We start from the raw sequence: 17,746 nt of genomic DNA, 5'->3' as shown, positions 1-17,746 counted from the left end.
TGGGAGGGATTGTCTGTGAGCCGTCGCCGCCGCGAGCCTGAAGAACACGTTAACCACGAGCGGTGGCTGGTGTCCTACGCGGACTTCATCACCTTGCTGTTCGCGTTTTTCGTGGTGATGTATTCCATCTCGTCGATCAACGAAGGCAAGTACAAAGTCATTTCCCAGGCGCTGATCGGCGTGTTCAACGACACCGACCGCTCGGTCAAGCCGATACCCATTGGCGACGAACGGCCCAAGACCGTGACCCCGGCCAAGCCGCTGGTCAACGACAGCGATGAAGTCGCCGCCGGCATCGGCGGCACCAGCGATCCGCTGAAAAGCATCGCTGACGATATCAGCGCCGCGTTTGGCGACCTGATCAGCTCCAACCAGATGACCGTGCGCGGCAATGAGTTGTGGGTGGAGATCGAGCTCAATTCCAGCTTGCTGTTCGCCAGCGCCGATGCCATGCCGAGCGACCAGGCGTTCACCATCATCGACAAGGTGGCGGCGATCCTCAAACCGTTTGAAAACCCGATCCACGTTGAAGGATTCACCGACAATTTGCCCATTAGCACCGCTCAGTACCCCACCAACTGGGAGCTGTCATCCGCCCGCGCCGCAAGCATTGTGCGCATGTTGGCGATGCAAGGCGTGAACCCAGGGCGCCTGGCGTCGGTGGGCTATGGTGAGTTTCAGCCGGTGGCCAACAATGCGACTGCCGAAGGCCGTGCACGCAACCGCCGTGTGGTACTGGTAGTGTCACGTAACCTGGACGTACGCCGTAGTCTGACCGGTACGGGGACGGCTAATGCAACACCGGATGCAGCATTGAAGCGGGCTGGCACACAAACTGCACCGCCCGTGGTTAAGCCGCCGGTTCGGCAGGGCAGCGTCAATTCCCCGTCACTGGCTCAATAACGTATGCAATGTCTCGGTCGCGCTTGTGCCCACCGGGAGGAACCAACTGAATGAGAGTCTGGGCAGTTGCCAATCAAAAAGGTGGGGTCGGCAAGACCACCACCTCCATCGCCTTAGCCGGCTTGCTGGCCGAGGCGGGCAAGCGTGTGGTCGTGGTCGACCTCGACCCCCATGGCTCCATGACCAGCTATTTCGGCTACGACCCGGATGCGCTGGAACACAGCTGCTACGATCTGTTCCTGCACAAGGGCAGTGTGCCGGCCGATTTGCCTGGGCAATTGTTGCTGCCTACCAGTAACGACAGCATTTCCCTGCTGCCGTCGAGCACCGCCTTGGCCACCCTTGAGCGTCAGTCGCCGGGGCAGAGCGGCCTGGGCCTGGTCATCGCCAAGACCCTGGCGCAACTGTGGCAGGACTTCGATTACGCGATCATCGACAGCCCGCCGTTGCTCGGCGTGCTGATGGTCAACGCCTTGGCGGCCAGCCAGCAACTGGTGATCCCGGTGCAAACCGAGCACCTGGCGGTCAAGGGCCTGGAGCGCATGGTCAGCACCCTGGCGATGATCAACCGTTCGCGTAAACAGGCGCTGCCGTTCAGCATCGTGCCGACGTTGTTCGACCGCCGCACCCAAGCGTCCCTCGGTACCTTGCGTGTACTGCGTGATGCCTACCCGGACACCATCTGGAACGGCTATATCCCGGTGGACACGCGCCTGCGTGACGCCAGCCGCGCGGGCCTGACGCCTTCGCAGTTCGATGGCAAAAGCCGTGGCGTACTGGCTTACCGCGCATTGCTCAAGCATCTGCTCGCTCAGCAGCTTGTGGCGCAGGTGGCGTGATGAACCGTCCCATCGAACTCAAGACCCGGCCGCAACTGGCGCTGGAATCCTACCTGGATGCCTTGCTGCAGGATGCGACCGCGGAAGAATTGCCGGAACCTCTGCTGGTGCTTGAACCGGTAGTCGAGCAGGAAAGCACGCTGGATGAGTTCCAGCTGGCCGTCTTGGAAGAGCAGGCCCGTGACGCCCATGTTGTGGTCGCTCCAGTAGCGGTGCCGGTGGCGACGCCAGTCGAGCCGGTTGTCGTAGCGCCGGTGGTGGTCGAGCCCGTTGTGGACGTGCACCTGCCGCCGAGCATCACACCGCCGCCGCAGACCGGTGACGGCCGTCCGTCGTGGGCCGCTGAGCCGTTCGAATGCCTGTTGTTCGATGTCGCCGGGCTGACCCTGGCGGTGCCGCTGGTGTGCCTGGGTTCGATCTATTCCCTGGAAGGCCAGGAGTTGACGCCGTTGTTCGGGCAACCGGAATGGTTCCTTGGCATCCTGCCCAGCCAGGCCGGCAACCTCAAAGTGCTGGATACCGCACGCTGGGTCATGCCTGACCGCTACCGCGATGACTTTCGCCAAGGCTTGCAATACGTGATCTCGGTGCAGGGCTACGAGTGGGGGCTGGCGGTGCATCAAGTCAGCCGCTCGTTGCGCCTGGACCCGAACGAAATCAAATGGCGCAGTCACCGTGGCCAACGACCTTGGCTGGCGGGCACCGTGATCGAACATATGTGTGCGTTGCTCGACGTCGCCGAATTGGCCGAGTTGATCGCCAGCGGTGCCGTCAAGACGATGGCGCAGAACCAACGCAGTTGATTGAACAATAAGGGCCGCACGTGAGTGCGATCTTGCTACGTACATACGCCGGGTAAATCGGCATTTGAAGGGGTCCGAGGAATGAACAAGTCAGCATCTGCACAAGGTTTGGTCGATGATCCAATCCTGCAATGGGTAACCTTCAAGCTGGACAACGAGTCCTATGGCATCAACGTGATGCGCGTGCAGGAAGTGCTGCGCTACACCGAGATCGCCCCGGTGCCGGGTGCACCCAGCTACGTGCTGGGCATCATCAACCTGCGCGGCAACGTGGTGACGGTGATCGACACCCGCCAGCGCTTTGGCCTGGTGCCGACGGAAGTCAACGACAACACCCGTATCGTGATCATCGAAGCCGACAAGCAAGTGGTCGGGATCATGGTCGACAGCGTGGCTGAAGTGGTTTACCTGCGCCAGTCGGAAGTGGAAACCGCACCGAACGTGGGCAACGAAGAATCCGCCAAGTTTATCCAGGGTGTGTGCAACAAGAACGGCGAACTGCTGATTCTGGTTGAGCTGGACAAGATGATGAGCGAAGAAGAATGGTCGGAACTGGAGAGCATCTGATTGTTCTTCGAGGCGGCGGTGATTGTCCTGGCCCTGTTGTGGGTCGGGACCTTGGCTTTCCTGCTGCGCTACATGCGCCAGCAACGGGAGTTGGCCCAGCAGCAAGCTGAGCGCGATGCCGTGCGTGATCGGCGCATCATCGATTTGGTCAAGCGGGTTGATCACTTCCAGCAGAGTGCGGTGAAGGTGGGGGATGAGGTGCATGAACTGCGCGCGATCCTCGGGCCGTTGCCGGATAAGCTGGCGCAGATTGAACAGCGTGATCCTACCAGTCTGTCATTCGCTCAAGCGGCGAAGTTGGTGGGGATGGGGGCTACGGTGGATGAGCTGACGCAGTCGTGTGGGTTGACCCAGGCTGAGGCGCAATTGATGAGCAAGCTTCACAAGAGCTGACCGAGTACATATCCGTTATTTAGGTAACGGCGACTTAGGGTTCCGCTCTTACAGCGGGTCACTTTTGGAAAGGCCCAAAAGTAACCAAAAGGCCTTCGCCCCAACACTCGGCACCTCGCCTAGGCTCGGTGTGCCCACGCTCCAAAGCCTGCGTTCGGCCAGCGTGTTTGACGGGGCGACTCCAGATCAAAAGCAAAAGCGCGGCGGCCTAGTAGCCGACCGGTCTCTGGAAGTCGGTCTCGGTCCAAATGTGGGAGCTGGCTTGCCTGCGATGCGGACACCTCGGTGAATCAGGCATATCCGGCTGATGCTTTCGCAGGCAAGCCAGCTCCCACAGAAAAGCACATCTAATTCGGCTCTGGCTCTGGCTCTGGCTCTGGCTCTGGCTTTGTTTTTGATCTTGATTTTGATCTTAGGCGCCCCGTTAAACACGCTGGCCGAAATTCGGCATGGATTACGGGCACACCGAGCGTGAGCGAGGTGCCGAGTGTTGGGGCAAGAGCCCTTTGGTTACTTTGGGGCTTTTCCAAAGTGACCCGCCGTAAGGGCGGAACCGCCAGCCGCCGTTACCAAAAAAATGGATATACACCCGGTAAACCAAACCCCCTCCCAAAAGGTCCACATCCTCCAAGCACCCTTGAATCAGGAGATTCCCCAATGACCACCCCCAAAGCCCTGCTGATCCTCCACGGCAAGCAAGCCCTCAACGAGGACGTGCGTTCCGCCGTGCAGGCCCGGCGCGAGCAGGGCTGGGAGTTGGCCGTGCGGGTGACGTGGGAGGGCGGTGACGCCCAGCGTCTGGTCAACGAAGCGTTGGCTGACGGCTACACCCACATCATTGCCGGCGGCGGCGACGGCACCCTGCGCGACGTGGCCGAAGCCATGGCCTTGGCCAAGACCGAGTCCAGCCTGGTGCTGATGCCCCTGGGCACCGCCAACGACTTTGCCCGCGCCGCCGGTGTACCGCTGGAGCCCGCCCAGGCACTGGCATTGCTGGATGTACCGCCACGGGCGATCGACCTCGGTCAGGTTGGCGGGCAAATGTTCCTCAATATGGCCACCGGTGGTTTCGGCAGCCAGGTCACCGCCAATACCTCGGAAGACCTGAAAAAGGTCCTGGGCGGCGCTGCCTACCTGTTCACTGGCCTGACGCGATTCAGCGAATTGAAGGCGGCTTACGGTGAGCTGGAAGGCCCGGGGTTTCACTGGAAAGGTGATTTGCTGGCGCTGGGTATCGGCAACGGCCGCCAGGCGGGCGGTGGGCATGTGCTGTGCCCTGGCGCGTTGGCCGATGATGGCATGCTCGATATCAGCATCCTGCCAGCACCTCAGGAAGTGGTTGGCACCTTGCTTACCCTGATGAGCGACGGTTGGGGCCTGGACAAGATGTTTGTGCGGGCGCGCTTGCCTTGGGTCGAGATCAAGGCGGCCGAGGGCTTGTACCTCAATCTGGATGGTGAACCGTTACAGGGCGACGATTTGCGTTTCAGTGCGTTGCCCAAGGCTTTGCGCGTGCACTTGCCGCTGGGTTCGCCCCTAGTCGTCCAGGCTGATGATCTGCTCGCGAACAGCGAATAACACCAGGCCGGCGACGTCGTAAATCTGCAGGCGCTTCATGATCTGTGAGCGATGCGCTTCCACTGTCTTGATGCTCAAGCCCAGGCCCTGGGCGATTTCGCGGGTGGATTTGCCGCGCACGATCAAGCGCAGGATCTCCAGCTGGCGTGGCGTAAGCGTGTGGCTTTGGGGTGTGGTGGAGGAGGGGCCTTGGCTGCGGATCAATGCCTGGTTGATCACTGTGTGGGCAATGGCAGGGCTCAGGTAGCGCTCGTTGTTGCGCAGGGCCAGCAGGGCGTGCTCCAACTCGTTGGCCGTGGTGTCCTTGAGCAGGTAGCCATGGGCACCGGACTCCAGCGCGCGCATGATCAGTTCAGGGTCGGTGTGCATCGACAGGATCAGCACCTTGCTCTTGGGGTAGGCGAGCTTGAGTTGCTGCAGGGCGTCCAGGCCACCGGTGTGTTTCATCGACAGATCCAGCAGCACGATGTCCGGCTGCAGCGTGCTGAATTTCTCCAGCAGTTGCGCGCCATCGTTGGCTTCGCCGATCACGGTGTAGCCGGGAATATCCAGGATCAGCGCACGCACGCCGGCCCGGATCAGTGCATGGTCATCCACCAGGAGTAATTTACAGGTCACTCAAGAGCCTTAGGGGCGCTGGCCCGTTCGAGGGCGCGGGGCGCCCAGGGGAAAAGTGCGTCGATCCGCGTGCCTTTGCCAGGCTGGCTGTTGACGGACAACGAGCCGCCCAACTGATCGATCCGTTCAGACATACCGGCCATGCCCCGCTGGCCTTCCAGGCCCGGGTTGGGAGCAGGCGAGAAGCCCTGGCCGTCATCGCAAATCATCAGCGATAAGCCCTCGGGCAGGCGTTGCAGGCGCACCCGCAGATTCTGCGCCTGGGCGTGGCGGAGCATGTTGGTCACCGCTTCCTGAGTGATACGAAAGGCCGCCACGGCCATTTCTTCGGGGATGCCGGTCAACCGTTGCTGGCATTCCAGGCTCCAGTGGATCGGGGTGTTTTCCAGGGTCTTGAGCAGGTGCGCGCGCAGGCTGGCTTCCAGGCCCAGGCTGGCCAGCTGGCGCGGGTTGAGGATGGCCGAGACATCACGCACTTTGGCCAGGGTTTCATTCAGTGTGTTGCACAGTACCGAGCATTGGCTTTGCAGGTCGTCCGGCAGGCGGCGCTTGAGCCATTCGCTTTGCAGTTTGGCGGCGGTCAGTAATTGGCCGATGTCATCATGCAGATCGCGGCTGAGTCGGTGGCGTTCGTTTTCCTGGACTTGCAACAGGCGGTCGGCCAATTCCTGGGGCTGGAACTTGATGGATTTGCGCGAGTTCCACTGCTGCACACCCACTACGATCAAGGTGATCAGGTTGAGCAAAAGGATCGAAAGCGGCAGTGGCGCGGAACGGCTATAGGCCCACAGGCTGACCAGCAATGAGCACAGGCACAAGGCGAGGACCAGGCGGCGGGCATTGCTGCGGGACACGGACCTTGCGATGAGTGACTTTAGGCTGGCGTACATAGCGGATGGAGCCAATGAAGGTTCGCTGCGGAAAAGCCGGTCATGGTGGCTGACAGGCCTTTGTTTGGAATGCTGTGCCGGATCGTTTTTAAACATGATGAAGTTGAGTCACTTCGAGCGGGGCATAGTACCACCACTATTACCGTTGGTCGCCTGGCGCCTCGCCCGACAGGCTTATTGACCACACAAATACCCTGGGGGGTAATCCCAGAGTTCAAAGTGAGTGAGTCATTGTATTAATTAAGTTGGTGGCTAATTGATACTTCTGCCACGCAAGATCACCTCGACCGTTTAACAAAAGGGTCGTTTTTAGATAACTCACGTATTAAACACGACCTGATCGTTGCTCAGGCCGTGTGATGCAGCTGTTGTTGCGGTTTGTTACCGAAGTCTTTTTGTGGAATCTGCAAGGTAACCGTGGCAATCAGCGTGGTTTGTTCACTTTCATCCAGTGCCAGCTCGCCGGTTCGCGTGTCGATCAACTCCAATTGCCAGGCCAGCAACGTCAGGCAGTCATGCAGGGCCTCCAGTGCCTGATCATGCAATTGCATGGGGCTCACGGCGTTGGCAATCAGGTATTGGATGTGTCGGGAGAATTCACTGATCGCCTGCAGTGCCAGGCCTTCGGCTTTTTCCGCGAGCTTGGCGAGGCTGGCTTTCATGCAGTCGATGGCATCGCTGTCGTTGCGAATCAAATGCAGATGGCTCAAGCACTCTTCCGACTTGGCTAGCAGCATTTCGGCTTCCAGCAGGAATTCGGGAAGTGCGGTTTGCCATTCGTTTGCGCTATTCATCATGCAAGTCTCCGCAACTTAAGGTCGGGTGATGAGATGTCGCACCGGGTGAATGGCGTAAAACTACCGCTGAAATATGACTGGAATCTGTAGGTTGGTTCTGAGATTTCAGTAGGACCGTTATTGAATCGATCGCGAAAGCCGAGCGTGGCCCTCGTTATCCGGGGCAATTGCACAACTTTAGTTGCCGGCATCAGAGTGCCTGGAAGACCCGTGGGGCGTGGGCTTGGTATGGCAAACAAAAGCCTGACTCCATTCATGCAATGAGAATGGCGTCACATTAATGGCTATTAGATATCGCGAATATCAGGTTGGACCTGATTGTGTGTAGGGGAATCCCTTACGCAGCGGAACCCAGCGTCGATTTGGATGTCGCGCAACGTCGCTGTAATGCCATATGAGGGGCGAATGGAGTAAAGCATGATGTCAGTGTGACATCAACTGATTTACGTGGCATTTTACCGGGGTCAAGGTCTGGCGCTTGCCGCCGATAACTAGCCTTAACTGAGCTGCACAATCCTCTCAGCGTGAATCAAACGCGCACATCAGGAGCTTTTAATGGCCGGCATTCTCGACACGGTAGATCAACGCACGCAACTGGTGGGTGAGAATCGCCTGGAGATTCTCATGTTTCGCCTGGCCGGGCGGCAGTTGTTCGCGATCAACGTGTTCAAGGTGCAGGAAGTGCTGCAACTGCCCAAGCTGACCCTGATGCCCCAGCGCCACCCCTTCGTGTGCGGCGTGGTCAACCTGCGTGGCCAGACCCTGCCGGTGATCGACCTGTCCCAGGCCATCGGTATGCGCCCTCTGGTTCCGGGGCCTAACAGCACCATCATCGTCACCGAGTACAACCGGTCGGTGCAGGCGTTTCTGGTGGGTGGCGTCGACCGTATCGTCAACATGAACTGGGAGGCCATCCTGCCGCCGCCGACCAGCGCCGGTCGCCAGCATTACCTTACCGCCATCAGCAAGGTCGATGACCAGTTGGTGGAAATCATCGACGTGGAAAAAGTCCTCGCCGAAATCGTGCCATACAGCGCCAAGGTCTCCCGCGAAAAACTCGAAGACCCGGTGCTGGAGAGTGCCCGTGGTCGCGAAGTGCTGCTGGTGGATGACTCCAACGTAGCCCTGTCGCAACTGCGCGACACCCTTGGGCAACTCGGCGTGAAGATGCACATCGCCAGCGACGGCCTCAAGGCACTGAACATGCTCAAGGCCTGGGCCGACAGCGGCCAGGTGATGACCGACAAGTTGCTGATGATCTTCACCGACGCCGAAATGCCCGAGATGGACGGCTACCGCCTGACCACCGAGATCCGCAACGATCCGCGCTTGCGCGGGCTCTACGTGGTGCTGCACACCTCGCTGTCAGGCAGCTTCAACGAGTCGATGGTCAAGAAGGTGGGTTGCGACAACTTCCTGTCCAAGTTCCAGCCGGACAAACTGGTGGATGTGGTGCGTCAACGCCTGATGCTCGACCACGCCCAGGGTTGAAACCTGTAGTGAGCGGGCTTGCCCCGCGCCGCGGAGTGTCAGCCAAGCATGAGGCGCCTGACACTCCGCGGCGCGGGGCAAGCCCGCTCACTACAAAGACGCTCGCGTTTCGGATAGGGTGGCGCTTTGTTCTTCCAGGAAAGCAGGCCCATGCTTCGTCTCAGCGCGTTATATCGTTACCCTTTGAAGTCCGGCAAGGCCGAGGTCTTGCAGCAGATTGGCCTGGATAAGCTGGGGCTGGACGGGGACCGACGCTGGATGTTGGTGGACGAAGCCAGCGGGCGTTTCCTGACGCAGCGGGCCGTGGCGAAGATGAGCCAGTTGTCGGCGCTTTGGAGCGCTGATGGCGGCTTGACCCTCAGCACCCCAGGCGTTGCGCCGCTGGACGTGGCGTTGCCGGGCGATGACGCCGAGTTGCGTGGCGTGACCATCTGGCGCGACACCTTGCGTGTGCCGGATGCCGGGGATGAGGCGGCTGCCTGGGTCAGCGCCTTTATCGGAAAACCCACGCGGCTGGTGCAGATGCCACTGACGCGGGCACGCACCACCGAGGCTGGTTTCGGCAAAGATGATGACCAAGTGGCGTTTGCCGACGGCTACCCGCTGCTGCTGATCGGCCAGGCGTCCTTGGATGATCTTTCGCAACACGTTGGCCGTCCCATGGAGATGCTGCGTTTTCGTCCCAACCTGGTGATCGAAGGCGGTGAAGCGTTCGCCGAAGACGGCTGGAAGCGCTTGCGTATTGGCGATGTCGAGTTTCGCGTGGTCAAGGCATGCTCACGCTGCATTCTCACCACGATCGATCCCGCGACCGGCGAACGCAGCGCCGACCGCGAACCCTTCGCCACGCTCGATACCTATCGCAAGACGGAGAACGGGGCGATGTTCGGCCAGAACCTGGTCAACGATAGTGTCGGCTACCTTGAAGTCGGCATGCCGGTCACGATCCTGGAATAAAAAATGCCCGTCTCCTGGGAGATGGGCATTTTTTTCAACGGACGGACATCAGCCGCGGTATTCGCACAGGTAAGCGGTGTCTACCGCGACCTTGAGCTGGAACTTGCTGTTGGCCGGTACGTTGAACTGGCTGCCGGCGGCAAAGGTCTGCCAGTCGCTGGCTTCTGGCAGCTTGACCGTCAGCGCGCCGGACACCACGTGCATGATTTCACGCTGGGCCGTACCGAATTCGTATTCACCCGGGGCCATCACGCCGATGGTCGCCGGACCTTCTGCGGTGCCGAAAGCGATCGACTTGACGGTGCCGTCGAAGTACTCGTTGACTTTGAACATGGGTGAATCCTCGGAAAAGGGGCTGGAAAGGTCGGCCAGTATGCCCAAGCCCGGGGGAGCTGCCTAGACCGGCAAAATCAACGGCAGCAGGCGTGCGGTATTGCGTGCGTCTTCGAGTGCGCGATGCTGCTGGCCATTGAACTGCATTCCCGCCAATTGCAGGGCGCCATTGAGCCCCAGCGGCTTGTCCAGGCGCCGCGCCTTGGCGAAGCGTTGCTTGAGGTTGACATGGGGCGTCTGCGCCAGGGCGCTGCTCAGGTCATGGCGCTGCCATTCCAGTTCCAGCTGCACGCGGTCGTAATCCCCCCAACTGGCCCAGCCTTCGAGGCGTGCTTGATGCTGGCCCAACCAGCGCTCGAACAGCGGCCACACCTCGGTGATCGGTGTCGCGCCGTCGATGTTGGCCTGAGTGATGTGGGTCAGTTGGCGGCAGAAAGGCGTCAGCAATGGACGGCGCAGCGGCCGCACAAAACGCTGGAAGTGATCCAGCTCGCGGCCCTGGCGATTGACCAGGCTGGCGCCGATCTCGATGACTTCCATCTCCGTCACGGGCCAGCCGCCTTCATCCGTTGTGGCTTCAAGGTCAATAATCAGCCAATGGGGCATCGCGCAGGTTCCCGTACTCGTCCTTTCCTGATGGGGATAGAGCGTAGCGCGACCTTGTAGTTCCGCGCTGTTTTTTCATGGGTACACAGGGCTGCGTTTATTCGATCTCCAACAGCACCTGGCGATTGCGCACCTGATCACCCGCCATGACCTGCACGCCCTTGATCACACCGTCGATACCGGCGGTCAGCGGGTGTTCCATTTTCATGGCCTCCAACACCAGCAGCAGTTGGCCTTTGCTCACGCTGTCACCGGCGCTGACACGCACGTCGACGATGGCACCGTCCATCGGTGCCTTGACCGTGCCGCTGCTGGCATCGGTTTGGCGGCTGGCAGGTTGCTGAGTGCGGTTGATCACCTTCACGCCGGACAGCCATAGCTGAGTGTCGTCGAGGTGGTAGGCGATGCGGCGGCGGATACCGTTGAGCACCACGATGGCGTGGTGACCGTCGCAGGTGAGTGCCAGCGGGTCGACGGTGACAGTGTGGAGGTTGTCGTTAACTTCCAGGCGGTAAGTACAAGGCACATTTGCGTTGTTGCGCCAGCCCGCCAGGGCTTTGGGATGCTGTTCGGCGCTGTGTTGATAGAACAGCGCGGCGGCCAGGGCGAGCTGTTCTGTTGACGCGGTTGGGCGGGCAATGTCGCTGAAGTGTTCAGCGATGAAACCGGTGCTGGCATCACCCGCGATAAAGTTCGGATGCTTGAGCAAGTCCACCAGAAATTGCTGATTGGTACTCACCCCCAGCAGCACCGTATCTTCCACCGCCCGCAGCAGTTTGCGCCGAGCCTCTTCGCGGGTGGCGCCATGGGCGATGATCTTGCCCAGCATCGGGTCGTAGAACGGGCTGATGCGCTGACCTTGCCGTACGCCGTGGTCAATCCGCACGCCGGCGGCCGGCTCCCAGCGCAGCACATCGCCGGTTTGCGGCAAAAAGCCCTGTGCCGGGTCTTCGGCGTACAAGCGGACCTCCATCGCGTGACCGGTCAGGGTGACGTCGGCCTGTTTCAGCGGCAGGGGCTCGTCGGCGGCGATTTTCAGCTGCCAGTCCACCAGGTCCAACCCGGTGATCAGTTCAGTGACCGGGTGTTCCACTTGCAGACGGGTGTTCATTTCGAGGAAGTAGAACTGGCCATCGCGGTCTAGCAGGAATTCCACGGTGCCCGCGCCGACGTAATTCACTGCGCGCCCGGCCTTGAGGGCGGCCTCGCCCATGGCCTGGCGTAATTCGGGTGTCATCACGGGGCAGGGGGCTTCTTCGATGACTTTTTGGTGGCGGCGCTGGATCGAGCAGTCGCGTTCGCCCAAATAGATGAGGTTGCCGTGGTTGTCGCCGAACAGTTGGATTTCGACGTGGCGCGGGTCGATCAGGGCTTGTTCGAGGATCAGTTCGTCGCTGCCAAAGGCGTTTTTTGCTTCGGAGCGTGCGGTCTGGAGATTTTCCAGCAGGGTGCTGGCATCGTGCACCAGGCGCATGCCGCGCCCGCCGCCACCGGCGCTGGCCTTGATCATCAGGGGGTAGCCAATGCGATTGGCTTCCTGTTGCAAAGTCGTGTTGTCTTGTTGGCTGCCTTGGTAACCGGCGATGCAGGGCACGCCGGCGTCGAGCATGGCGAGTTTGGACAGGCGTTTGCTGCCCATCAGTTCGATGGCTTTTGGGCTTGGGCCGATGAAGGTGATGTTCGCGCTTTGGCAGGCACGGGCGAAGTCGGGGTTTTCGGAGAGGAAGCCGTAGCCGGGGTGGGTGGCGTCGGCGCCTGTGAGTTTGGCGGCTTCGAGGATGGCCGGGATGTTCAGGTACGACTGCTGCACCGGCGCGGGGCCGATGTTGACGGCTTCGTCGGCCATTTGGACGTGCAGGGCTTGGGCGTCGGCGTCGCTGTAGACGGCCACGGTGCGGTAGCCCAGGGCTTGAGCGGTGCGCTGGATGCGGCAGGCGATTTCCCCGCGGTTGGCGATCAGGATTTTGGTGAACTGCGGCATGGTTGTTTTTCCTGAGGTTGAGTACATATCCGTTTTTTTGGTAAAGGCGGCTGGTGGTTCCGCCCTTACAGCGGGTCACTTTTGGAAAGGCCAAAAAGTAACCAAAAGGCCTTCGCCCCAACACTCGGCACCTCGCTTAAGCTCGGTGTGCCCACGCTCCAAAGCCTGCGTTCGGCCAGCGCGTTTAACGGGGCGACTCCAGATCAAAAGCCAAAGCGCGGCGGCCTTAAAGCCGACCGATTTCTGACTGTCGACCTCGGTCAACTGTGGGAGCTGGCTTGCCTGCGATAGCGATCTACCAGCCACTTCACCCGTCACTGACACCCCCCCCACCGCAAACAGCCCACCCAACCACTCCACAATGCGAAGCGAGTCGCTGTTGATCTTGATCTTAGGCGCCCCGTTAACCACGCTGGCCGGAGTGAGGGCATGCCGAGCCTAGGCGAGGCACCGAGTGGTGGGGCGAAGGCCTTTTGGTTACTTTTGCGCTTTTCCAAAAGTGACCCGCTGTAAGAGCGGAACCAATAGCCGCCGTTACCGCAGCAACGGATATGCCCCCAATTCACAAAGCCCACCCAGGCCTGCGCTTCTGCACAAAAGCCTGCGTCCCCTCAACCCCTTCGACCCCCAGCGCCGACTCAGCAAACCACTGCGCGCCCCGATCCAGAACCACCTCAAGCGGCTCCTCCACACTGGCCAGCAACAACGCCTTAGTCCGCCCATTCGCCCCCGGCGCACAGCACAAAACCTGCCCCAACACCTCATCAAGCCGCTGCGCCAACCCCTGCGAATCCACCTCCACAAAATGCACCACTCCCAACCGCCCCGCCTCAGCGCCATCAAACCGCGCCGCCGTCAGCGCCAGCCGCCGCGCCTGGGTCAGCCCAATGCGCTTGACCACAAACGGCGCAATCTGTGCCGGCAGCAACCCCAGGCTGGTCTCCGGCAAACCGAACTGAGCCTGATGATCGGCAATCGCAACATCACTCACGCACGCCAACCCAAACCCACCCCCAAGCACCGCGCCTTGCAATACCACGATCACCACTTGCGGCACGGCCTCGACCTCTTGCAGCAACGTGCCAAACGCCCGGTTCAACGCCTGCAACTGATGGCCGGCGTTGACCATGTCCTTAACATCCGCACCCGCACAGAAATGCCCCCCGGCACCGCTGATCACCAAGGCCCGCGTCTGGCTGTCCAACTGTGCCAGTACCGAGCGCAGTTCATTGACCATTTCCAGGCTCATCGCATTGCGACTTGCAGGGCGGTTGAGGGTGATGTGCAGCACGCCGTTGTGGGCTTCGAGCAGCAGGGTGTTCATGGCTTTTTACCGGGCAGGGTGCCCATCAGTTTGCAGATGATGCCCAGCATGATTTCATCGGCGCCGCCGCCGATCGACACCAGGCGCACGTCGCGATAGGCCCGCGCCACCGGGTTGTCCCACATAAAGCCCATGCCGCCCCAGTATTGCAGGCAGCTGTCGCTGACTTCGCGGCCTAGGCGCCCGGCCTTGAGTTTGGCCATGGAGGCCAGGCGGGTCACGTCCTGGCCTTTGATGTATTGCTCGGTGGCCTGGTAGACCAAGGCGCGCAGGCATTCGATTTCGGTGGCGAGTTCGGCCAGGCGAAAGTGGATGACCTGGTTGTCGATCAGCGCCTTGCCGAAGGTCTGGCGCTCTTTGCAATAGTCGATGGTGCTGTCGATGCAGTACTCCAGACCCTTGATCATGTTGGCCGCGCCGAACAGGCGTTCTTCCTGGAACTGCAACATCTGCATCATGAAACCCGCCCCCTCGTGGCCGATGCGGTTGCGTTGCGGCACGCGCACACCGTCAAAGAACACCTGGGCGGTCTCGGAGCTGTGCATACCGAGTTTTTCCAGGGGCGGGCTGACGCTGATGCCGGGCGTGTTCATCGGCACCATGATCAGCGATTTGTTGATGTGCGGTTTATCGTCGGAGGTGTTGGCCAGCAGGCAGATAAAGTCGGCGCTGGGCGAGTTGGTGATCCACATTTTGCTGCCGTTGATCACGTAGTCGCCGCCGTCCTTGCGCGCGTGGGTTTTCAGCCCGGCCACGTCGGAGCCGGCGCCGGTTTCCGAGACGCCGATACAGCCCACTTGTTCGCCGCTGATGGCTGGCCGCAGGAATTCGTCACGCAGCTCATCGGAACCGAAGCGGGCGAGGGCGGGGGTGCACATGTCGGTCTGCACGCCGATGGACATGGGGATGCCACCGCAGCGGATGGTGCCGAACTCTTCGGCGGCGACGATGGAGTAGCTGTAGTCCAGGCCCATGCCGCCGAACTGTTCCGGCTTGGAAATGCCCAGCAGGCCGAGGTCGCCGGCTTTGCGGAAGATCTCGTGGATGGGGAAACGCCCGGCTTTTTCCCATTCATCCACATAAGGGTTGATCTCGCGGTCGACGAAGGCGCGGACGGTGCGGCGCAGTTCCTGGTGTTCCTGGGTGAAGATCATTGTTTTTGTTCTCCTGTTAGAAACGCGCCACACCGAAGCTGTTGGGCTGCAACTGCCGCACTTCGGCCTCATGGCAGATATCCAGTAGAAACCCCAGCAAGGTGCGGGTATCTCGGGGGTCAATCAGCCCGTCGTCCCACAGATTGGCGCTGCCATACAGCGCAGTGGATTGGCTGTCGAGTTTCTGCGCGGTCGCCTGTTCGAGCATGTCCAGCACCTTGGGATCAGGCACCAGGCCGTCTTTCAATTGCTTGGCCTCGGTGACGATGCGCAGCACCTTGCCTGCCTGTGCGCCGCCCATCACCGCCGTGCGGCTATTGGGCCAGGCGAAGATGAACCGTGGGTCCAGGCCACGGCCGCACATCGCATAGTTGCCGGCGCCGTAGGAGCCGCCGACCACAATCGTCAGTTTAGGCACCCGCGCATTGGCCACGGCCTGGATCATTTTCGCGCCGTGCTTGATCACGCCTTGCTGTTCCGATTCGGTGCCGACCATGAAACCGGTGGTGTTGTGCAGGAATAGCAGTGGCGTGCGGCTCTGGTCGCACAGCTGGATAAACTGCGCGGCCTTGCTCGCGCCCTTGGGCGTGATCGGGCCGTTATTGCCGATCACGCCGACGGCACGCCCCTGGATGTGCAGGTGGCCGCAGACGGTGTGGGCATCGAATTCGCCCTTGAATTCGAGGAAGTTGGAACCGTCGGCGAGGCGCGCGAGGATTTCGCGCACGTCATAGGGTTTTTTCGGATCATCGGGGATCAACCCCAACAGTTCGTCGATGGGGTACAGCGGCTCTTTGTAAGCGCGCTGGACGGCTGGCGGCAATCGATCGTCCCATGGCAGCAGGTCGACGATGTCACGCACGATACGCACGCCGTCCGCATCGTTTTCTGCCAGGTATTCAGCGGTGCCGGCGGTTTGCGCGTGCATCTCGGCGCCGCCCAATGCTTCGTCGGTGGCCACTTCACCGGTGGCGGCCTTGAGCAGGGGCGGCCCGGCGAGGAACAGCTTGGCTTTGCCGCGTACCACCACCACGTAATCCGACAGCCCTGGTTGATACGCCCCGCCCGCCGTAGCCGAACCATGCACCACGGTGATCTGCGGCAAGCCCATGGCTGACATCCGTGCCTGGTTGGCGAAGCTGCGTGCGCCTTCGACGAAAATCTCGGCGGCATAATTGAGGTTGGCGCCGCCGCTTTCGGCCAGGGTCACCACCGGCAGTTTGTTCTCCATGGCGATCTGCTGCAGGCGCAGGGATTTTTTCAGGCCAGTGGGGGAAATGGTGCCGCCCTTGATCGCGCTGTTGTTCGCCACCACCAGCATACGCACACCGCTGACGTAGCCGATGCCGGCGATCAAACCACCACCGGCGGCGCTACCGTCTTTGTCATCGTGGAGTTTGTAGCCGGCCAGGCTGGCCAGTTCGAGAAACGGCGCGCCAGGGTCCAGCAGCAGGTTGAGGCGCTCGCGGGGCAGCAGTTGGCCGCGCTTGTCGAACTTGGGCTTGGCTTCCTGCGCTTTGCTCAGCAGGTTCTGCTCCAGTTGGCGTAGCTGCTGGAGGCTCGTGAGCATGGCGTCGCGGTTTTGCGCGAATTGCGGGCTGTGGGTGTCGACCTGCGTTTCGATGACCGGCATGGTTTATTGCTCCGCCTTGAGCACGTCGGGCAAATACGCACGATGGAAACCATTGAACGGCTCGCTCGGTGGCTGCGCCTTGTGCAGCGGCCAGGCGCGGCTGCCCAGGCTGGCGGCGCCATCGATGCGCAAGGTGCTGCCGCTGATGAAGGCGGCAGCCGGGCTGAGCAAAAACACAATGGCTGCGCTGACCTCCGACTCGGTACCGATGCGCTTGAGCGGTACATGTTCGCGCAGGGTCGGGATCACCGCCTTGAACGCGCCTTCGTAGGTGTCCATGCCGCTGGACGCAATCCAGCCCGGCGCCACGGCGTTGACTCGCACCCCGGCATAGCCCCACTCGAAGGCGGCGGTCTTGGTGAAGTTGTCCATGCCCGAGCGGGCGGCCCCCGAGTGCCCCATGCCGGGCATGCCGCCCCACATGTCGGCGAGCATGTTGACGATGGCGCCGCCATGCTTGCTCATGGATTGGTTGAACACTTCCCGCGCCATCAGGAAACCGCCGACCAGGTTAGTACGCAGTACGGTTTCAAAGCCTTTTTGATTGATCGAGGCCAGTGGCGATGGGTATTGGCCACCGGCGTTATTCACCAGCCCGTGGATCGGGCCATGGTCACGCAGGATTTGGCTGATCAGCGCTTTCACGGCCTCTTCGTCGCGGATATCGCAGGCAAGCCAATGAGAAAGGCCCCCGTCTTCGGCAATTTCCGCCGCGACCTTCTGCAATTTTTCCGGCTTGCGTCCCACCAAAATCACCTGGGCCCCCAGCGCCGCCAGTTCATGGGCGGTGCAACGGCCGATGCCGCTGCCGCCTCCGGTGACAATCACGGTTTGCCCCTGGAACAGGTCGGCTTTGAAGATCGAGTCGAAGGCCACGGC

18 protein-coding genes are annotated in these 17,746 nt (G+C 61.0%); 8 read left to right on the top strand and 10 right to left on the bottom strand.

The window, feature by feature from the left end; genetic code table 11:
* The first annotated feature begins 15 nt into the window (after positions 1 to 15).
* The 6 genes from motD (at position 16) to yegS (ending at position 5,083) form a co-directional block, all read left to right on the top strand.
* Positions 16 to 903 carry a flagellar motor protein MotD gene (gene motD, locus AC07V4_RS08765; RefSeq protein ID WP_492635921.1) on the top strand — a complete coding sequence of 296 codons (888 nt, stop codon included), beginning with the start codon at positions 16 to 18 and terminating at the stop codon, positions 901 to 903.
* Between the two features lie 50 nt (positions 904 to 953).
* Entirely contained in the window at positions 954 to 1,742 is a 789-nt protein-coding gene (locus AC07V4_RS08760; protein WP_431753571.1) for a ParA family protein, read from the top strand.
* A complete protein-coding gene (locus AC07V4_RS08755; protein ID WP_492635922.1) occupies positions 1,742 to 2,545 on the top strand; it encodes a CheW domain-containing protein in 804 nt (267 codons plus the stop codon). The genes AC07V4_RS08760 and AC07V4_RS08755 overlap by 1 nt, the downstream gene beginning before the upstream one ends.
* Positions 2,546 to 2,626: 81 nt before the next feature.
* Positions 2,627 to 3,112, top strand: a complete 486-nt coding sequence (locus tag AC07V4_RS08750; RefSeq protein ID WP_110625085.1) for a chemotaxis protein CheW — start codon at positions 2,627 to 2,629, stop codon at positions 3,110 to 3,112.
* Complete coding sequence (locus AC07V4_RS08745) at positions 3,113 to 3,505, top strand: DUF2802 domain-containing protein (RefSeq protein WP_431753573.1); 393 nt, start codon at positions 3,113 to 3,115, stop codon at positions 3,503 to 3,505.
* 657 nt (positions 3,506 to 4,162) lie between these two features.
* On the top strand, positions 4,163 to 5,083 hold the full coding sequence (yegS, locus tag AC07V4_RS08740) for a lipid kinase YegS (RefSeq protein ID WP_492635923.1): 921 nt from the start codon (positions 4,163 to 4,165) through the stop codon (positions 5,081 to 5,083).
* On the opposite strand, the gene AC07V4_RS08735 is transcribed toward yegS, so the two are convergent.
* From AC07V4_RS08735 to AC07V4_RS08725, 3 genes are all read right to left on the bottom strand, one after another.
* The gene (locus tag AC07V4_RS08735; RefSeq protein ID WP_492635924.1) at positions 5,042 to 5,701 is read right to left on the bottom strand and encodes a response regulator transcription factor; all 660 of its coding nucleotides are present in this window, start codon (positions 5,699 to 5,701) and stop codon (positions 5,042 to 5,044) included. The two genes, yegS and AC07V4_RS08735, sit on opposite strands and share 42 nt — an antisense overlap.
* Positions 5,698 to 6,591 (bottom strand): sensor histidine kinase, encoded by an 894-nt coding sequence (locus tag AC07V4_RS08730; RefSeq protein WP_492635925.1) that lies wholly within the window; start codon positions 6,589 to 6,591, stop codon positions 5,698 to 5,700. The genes AC07V4_RS08735 and AC07V4_RS08730 overlap by 4 nt, the downstream gene beginning before the upstream one ends.
* A gap of 347 nt (positions 6,592 to 6,938) precedes the next feature.
* The gene (locus AC07V4_RS08725; protein WP_431752573.1) at positions 6,939 to 7,388 is read right to left on the bottom strand and encodes a hypothetical protein; all 450 of its coding nucleotides are present in this window, start codon (positions 7,386 to 7,388) and stop codon (positions 6,939 to 6,941) included.
* 555 nt (positions 7,389 to 7,943) lie between these two features.
* Between AC07V4_RS08725 and AC07V4_RS08720 the strand changes: the two genes are divergently transcribed.
* Positions 7,944 to 8,879, top strand: coding sequence for a chemotaxis protein CheV (locus AC07V4_RS08720; protein ID WP_492635926.1), 936 nt, complete (start codon positions 7,944 to 7,946; stop codon positions 8,877 to 8,879).
* Between the two features lie 150 nt (positions 8,880 to 9,029).
* A complete protein-coding gene (locus tag AC07V4_RS08715) occupies positions 9,030 to 9,836 on the top strand; it encodes an MOSC domain-containing protein (protein WP_492635927.1) in 807 nt (268 codons plus the stop codon).
* A gap of 48 nt (positions 9,837 to 9,884) precedes the next feature.
* Here AC07V4_RS08715 and ppnP read toward each other — a convergent pair whose 3' ends face one another.
* From ppnP to AC07V4_RS08680, 7 genes are all read right to left on the bottom strand, one after another.
* Entirely contained in the window at positions 9,885 to 10,169 is a 285-nt protein-coding gene (gene ppnP / locus AC07V4_RS08710) for a pyrimidine/purine nucleoside phosphorylase (protein ID WP_431751329.1), read from the bottom strand.
* A 63-nt stretch (positions 10,170 to 10,232) separates the two neighbouring features.
* Positions 10,233 to 10,775: a 3'-5' exonuclease gene (locus tag AC07V4_RS08705; RefSeq protein ID WP_492635928.1), complete on the bottom strand. Its 543-nt coding sequence runs from the start codon at positions 10,773 to 10,775 to the stop codon at positions 10,233 to 10,235.
* 97 nt (positions 10,776 to 10,872) lie between these two features.
* The gene (locus AC07V4_RS08700) at positions 10,873 to 12,756 is read right to left on the bottom strand and encodes an acetyl/propionyl/methylcrotonyl-CoA carboxylase subunit alpha (protein ID WP_492635929.1); all 1,884 of its coding nucleotides are present in this window, start codon (positions 12,754 to 12,756) and stop codon (positions 10,873 to 10,875) included.
* Positions 12,757 to 13,318: 562 nt separating this feature from the next.
* A complete protein-coding gene (locus AC07V4_RS08695; protein ID WP_492635930.1) occupies positions 13,319 to 14,080 on the bottom strand; it encodes an enoyl-CoA hydratase/isomerase family protein in 762 nt (253 codons plus the stop codon).
* Positions 14,077 to 15,234: a citronellyl-CoA dehydrogenase gene (gene atuD, locus AC07V4_RS08690; RefSeq protein ID WP_492635931.1), complete on the bottom strand. Its 1,158-nt coding sequence runs from the start codon at positions 15,232 to 15,234 to the stop codon at positions 14,077 to 14,079. Before atuD ends, AC07V4_RS08695 begins: the two co-directional genes overlap by 4 nt.
* Before the next feature lie 16 nt (positions 15,235 to 15,250).
* Entirely contained in the window at positions 15,251 to 16,867 is a 1,617-nt protein-coding gene (locus tag AC07V4_RS08685) for an acyl-CoA carboxylase subunit beta (RefSeq protein ID WP_492635932.1), read from the bottom strand.
* A 3-nt stretch (positions 16,868 to 16,870) separates the two neighbouring features.
* Positions 16,871 to 17,743, bottom strand: a complete 873-nt coding sequence (locus AC07V4_RS08680; protein WP_431751335.1) for an SDR family oxidoreductase — start codon at positions 17,741 to 17,743, stop codon at positions 16,871 to 16,873.
* Between the last annotated feature and the right edge of the window lie 3 nt (positions 17,744 to 17,746).

The sequence above is a fragment of the Pseudomonas sp. GW821-FHT03A09 genome, from assembly GCF_059421065.1.
Note: the sequence above shows the minus strand (reverse complement) of the source record. Positions and strands in the feature narration are given on the sequence as shown.

Excerpts from the sequence above, each read along its gene's own strand:
- AC07V4_RS08760 (WP_431753571.1), top strand. The coding sequence starts at position 954 with ATGAGAGTCTGGGCAGTTGCCAATCAAAAAGGTGGGGTCGGCAAGACC.
- AC07V4_RS08755 (WP_492635922.1), top strand. The coding sequence starts at position 1,742 with ATGAACCGTCCCATCGAACTCAAGACCCGGCCGCAACTGGCGCTGGAA.
- AC07V4_RS08750 (WP_110625085.1), top strand. The coding sequence starts at position 2,627 with ATGAACAAGTCAGCATCTGCACAAGGTTTGGTCGATGATCCAATCCTG.
- yegS (WP_492635923.1), top strand. The coding sequence starts at position 4,163 with ATGACCACCCCCAAAGCCCTGCTGATCCTCCACGGCAAGCAAGCCCTC.
- AC07V4_RS08730 (WP_492635925.1), bottom strand. The coding sequence starts at position 6,591 with ATGTACGCCAGCCTAAAGTCACTCATCGCAAGGTCCGTGTCCCGCAGC.
- AC07V4_RS08725 (WP_431752573.1), bottom strand. The coding sequence starts at position 7,388 with ATGATGAATAGCGCAAACGAATGGCAAACCGCACTTCCCGAATTCCTG.
- AC07V4_RS08720 (WP_492635926.1), top strand. The coding sequence starts at position 7,944 with ATGGCCGGCATTCTCGACACGGTAGATCAACGCACGCAACTGGTGGGT.
- AC07V4_RS08715 (WP_492635927.1), top strand. The coding sequence starts at position 9,030 with ATGCTTCGTCTCAGCGCGTTATATCGTTACCCTTTGAAGTCCGGCAAG.
- ppnP (WP_431751329.1), bottom strand. The coding sequence starts at position 10,169 with ATGTTCAAAGTCAACGAGTACTTCGACGGCACCGTCAAGTCGATCGCT.
- AC07V4_RS08705 (WP_492635928.1), bottom strand. The coding sequence starts at position 10,775 with ATGCCCCATTGGCTGATTATTGACCTTGAAGCCACAACGGATGAAGGC.
- AC07V4_RS08700 (WP_492635929.1), bottom strand. The coding sequence starts at position 12,756 with ATGCCGCAGTTCACCAAAATCCTGATCGCCAACCGCGGGGAAATCGCC.
- AC07V4_RS08695 (WP_492635930.1), bottom strand. The coding sequence starts at position 14,080 with ATGAACACCCTGCTGCTCGAAGCCCACAACGGCGTGCTGCACATCACC.
- atuD (WP_492635931.1), bottom strand. The coding sequence starts at position 15,234 with ATGATCTTCACCCAGGAACACCAGGAACTGCGCCGCACCGTCCGCGCC.
- AC07V4_RS08685 (WP_492635932.1), bottom strand. The coding sequence starts at position 16,867 with ATGCCGGTCATCGAAACGCAGGTCGACACCCACAGCCCGCAATTCGCG.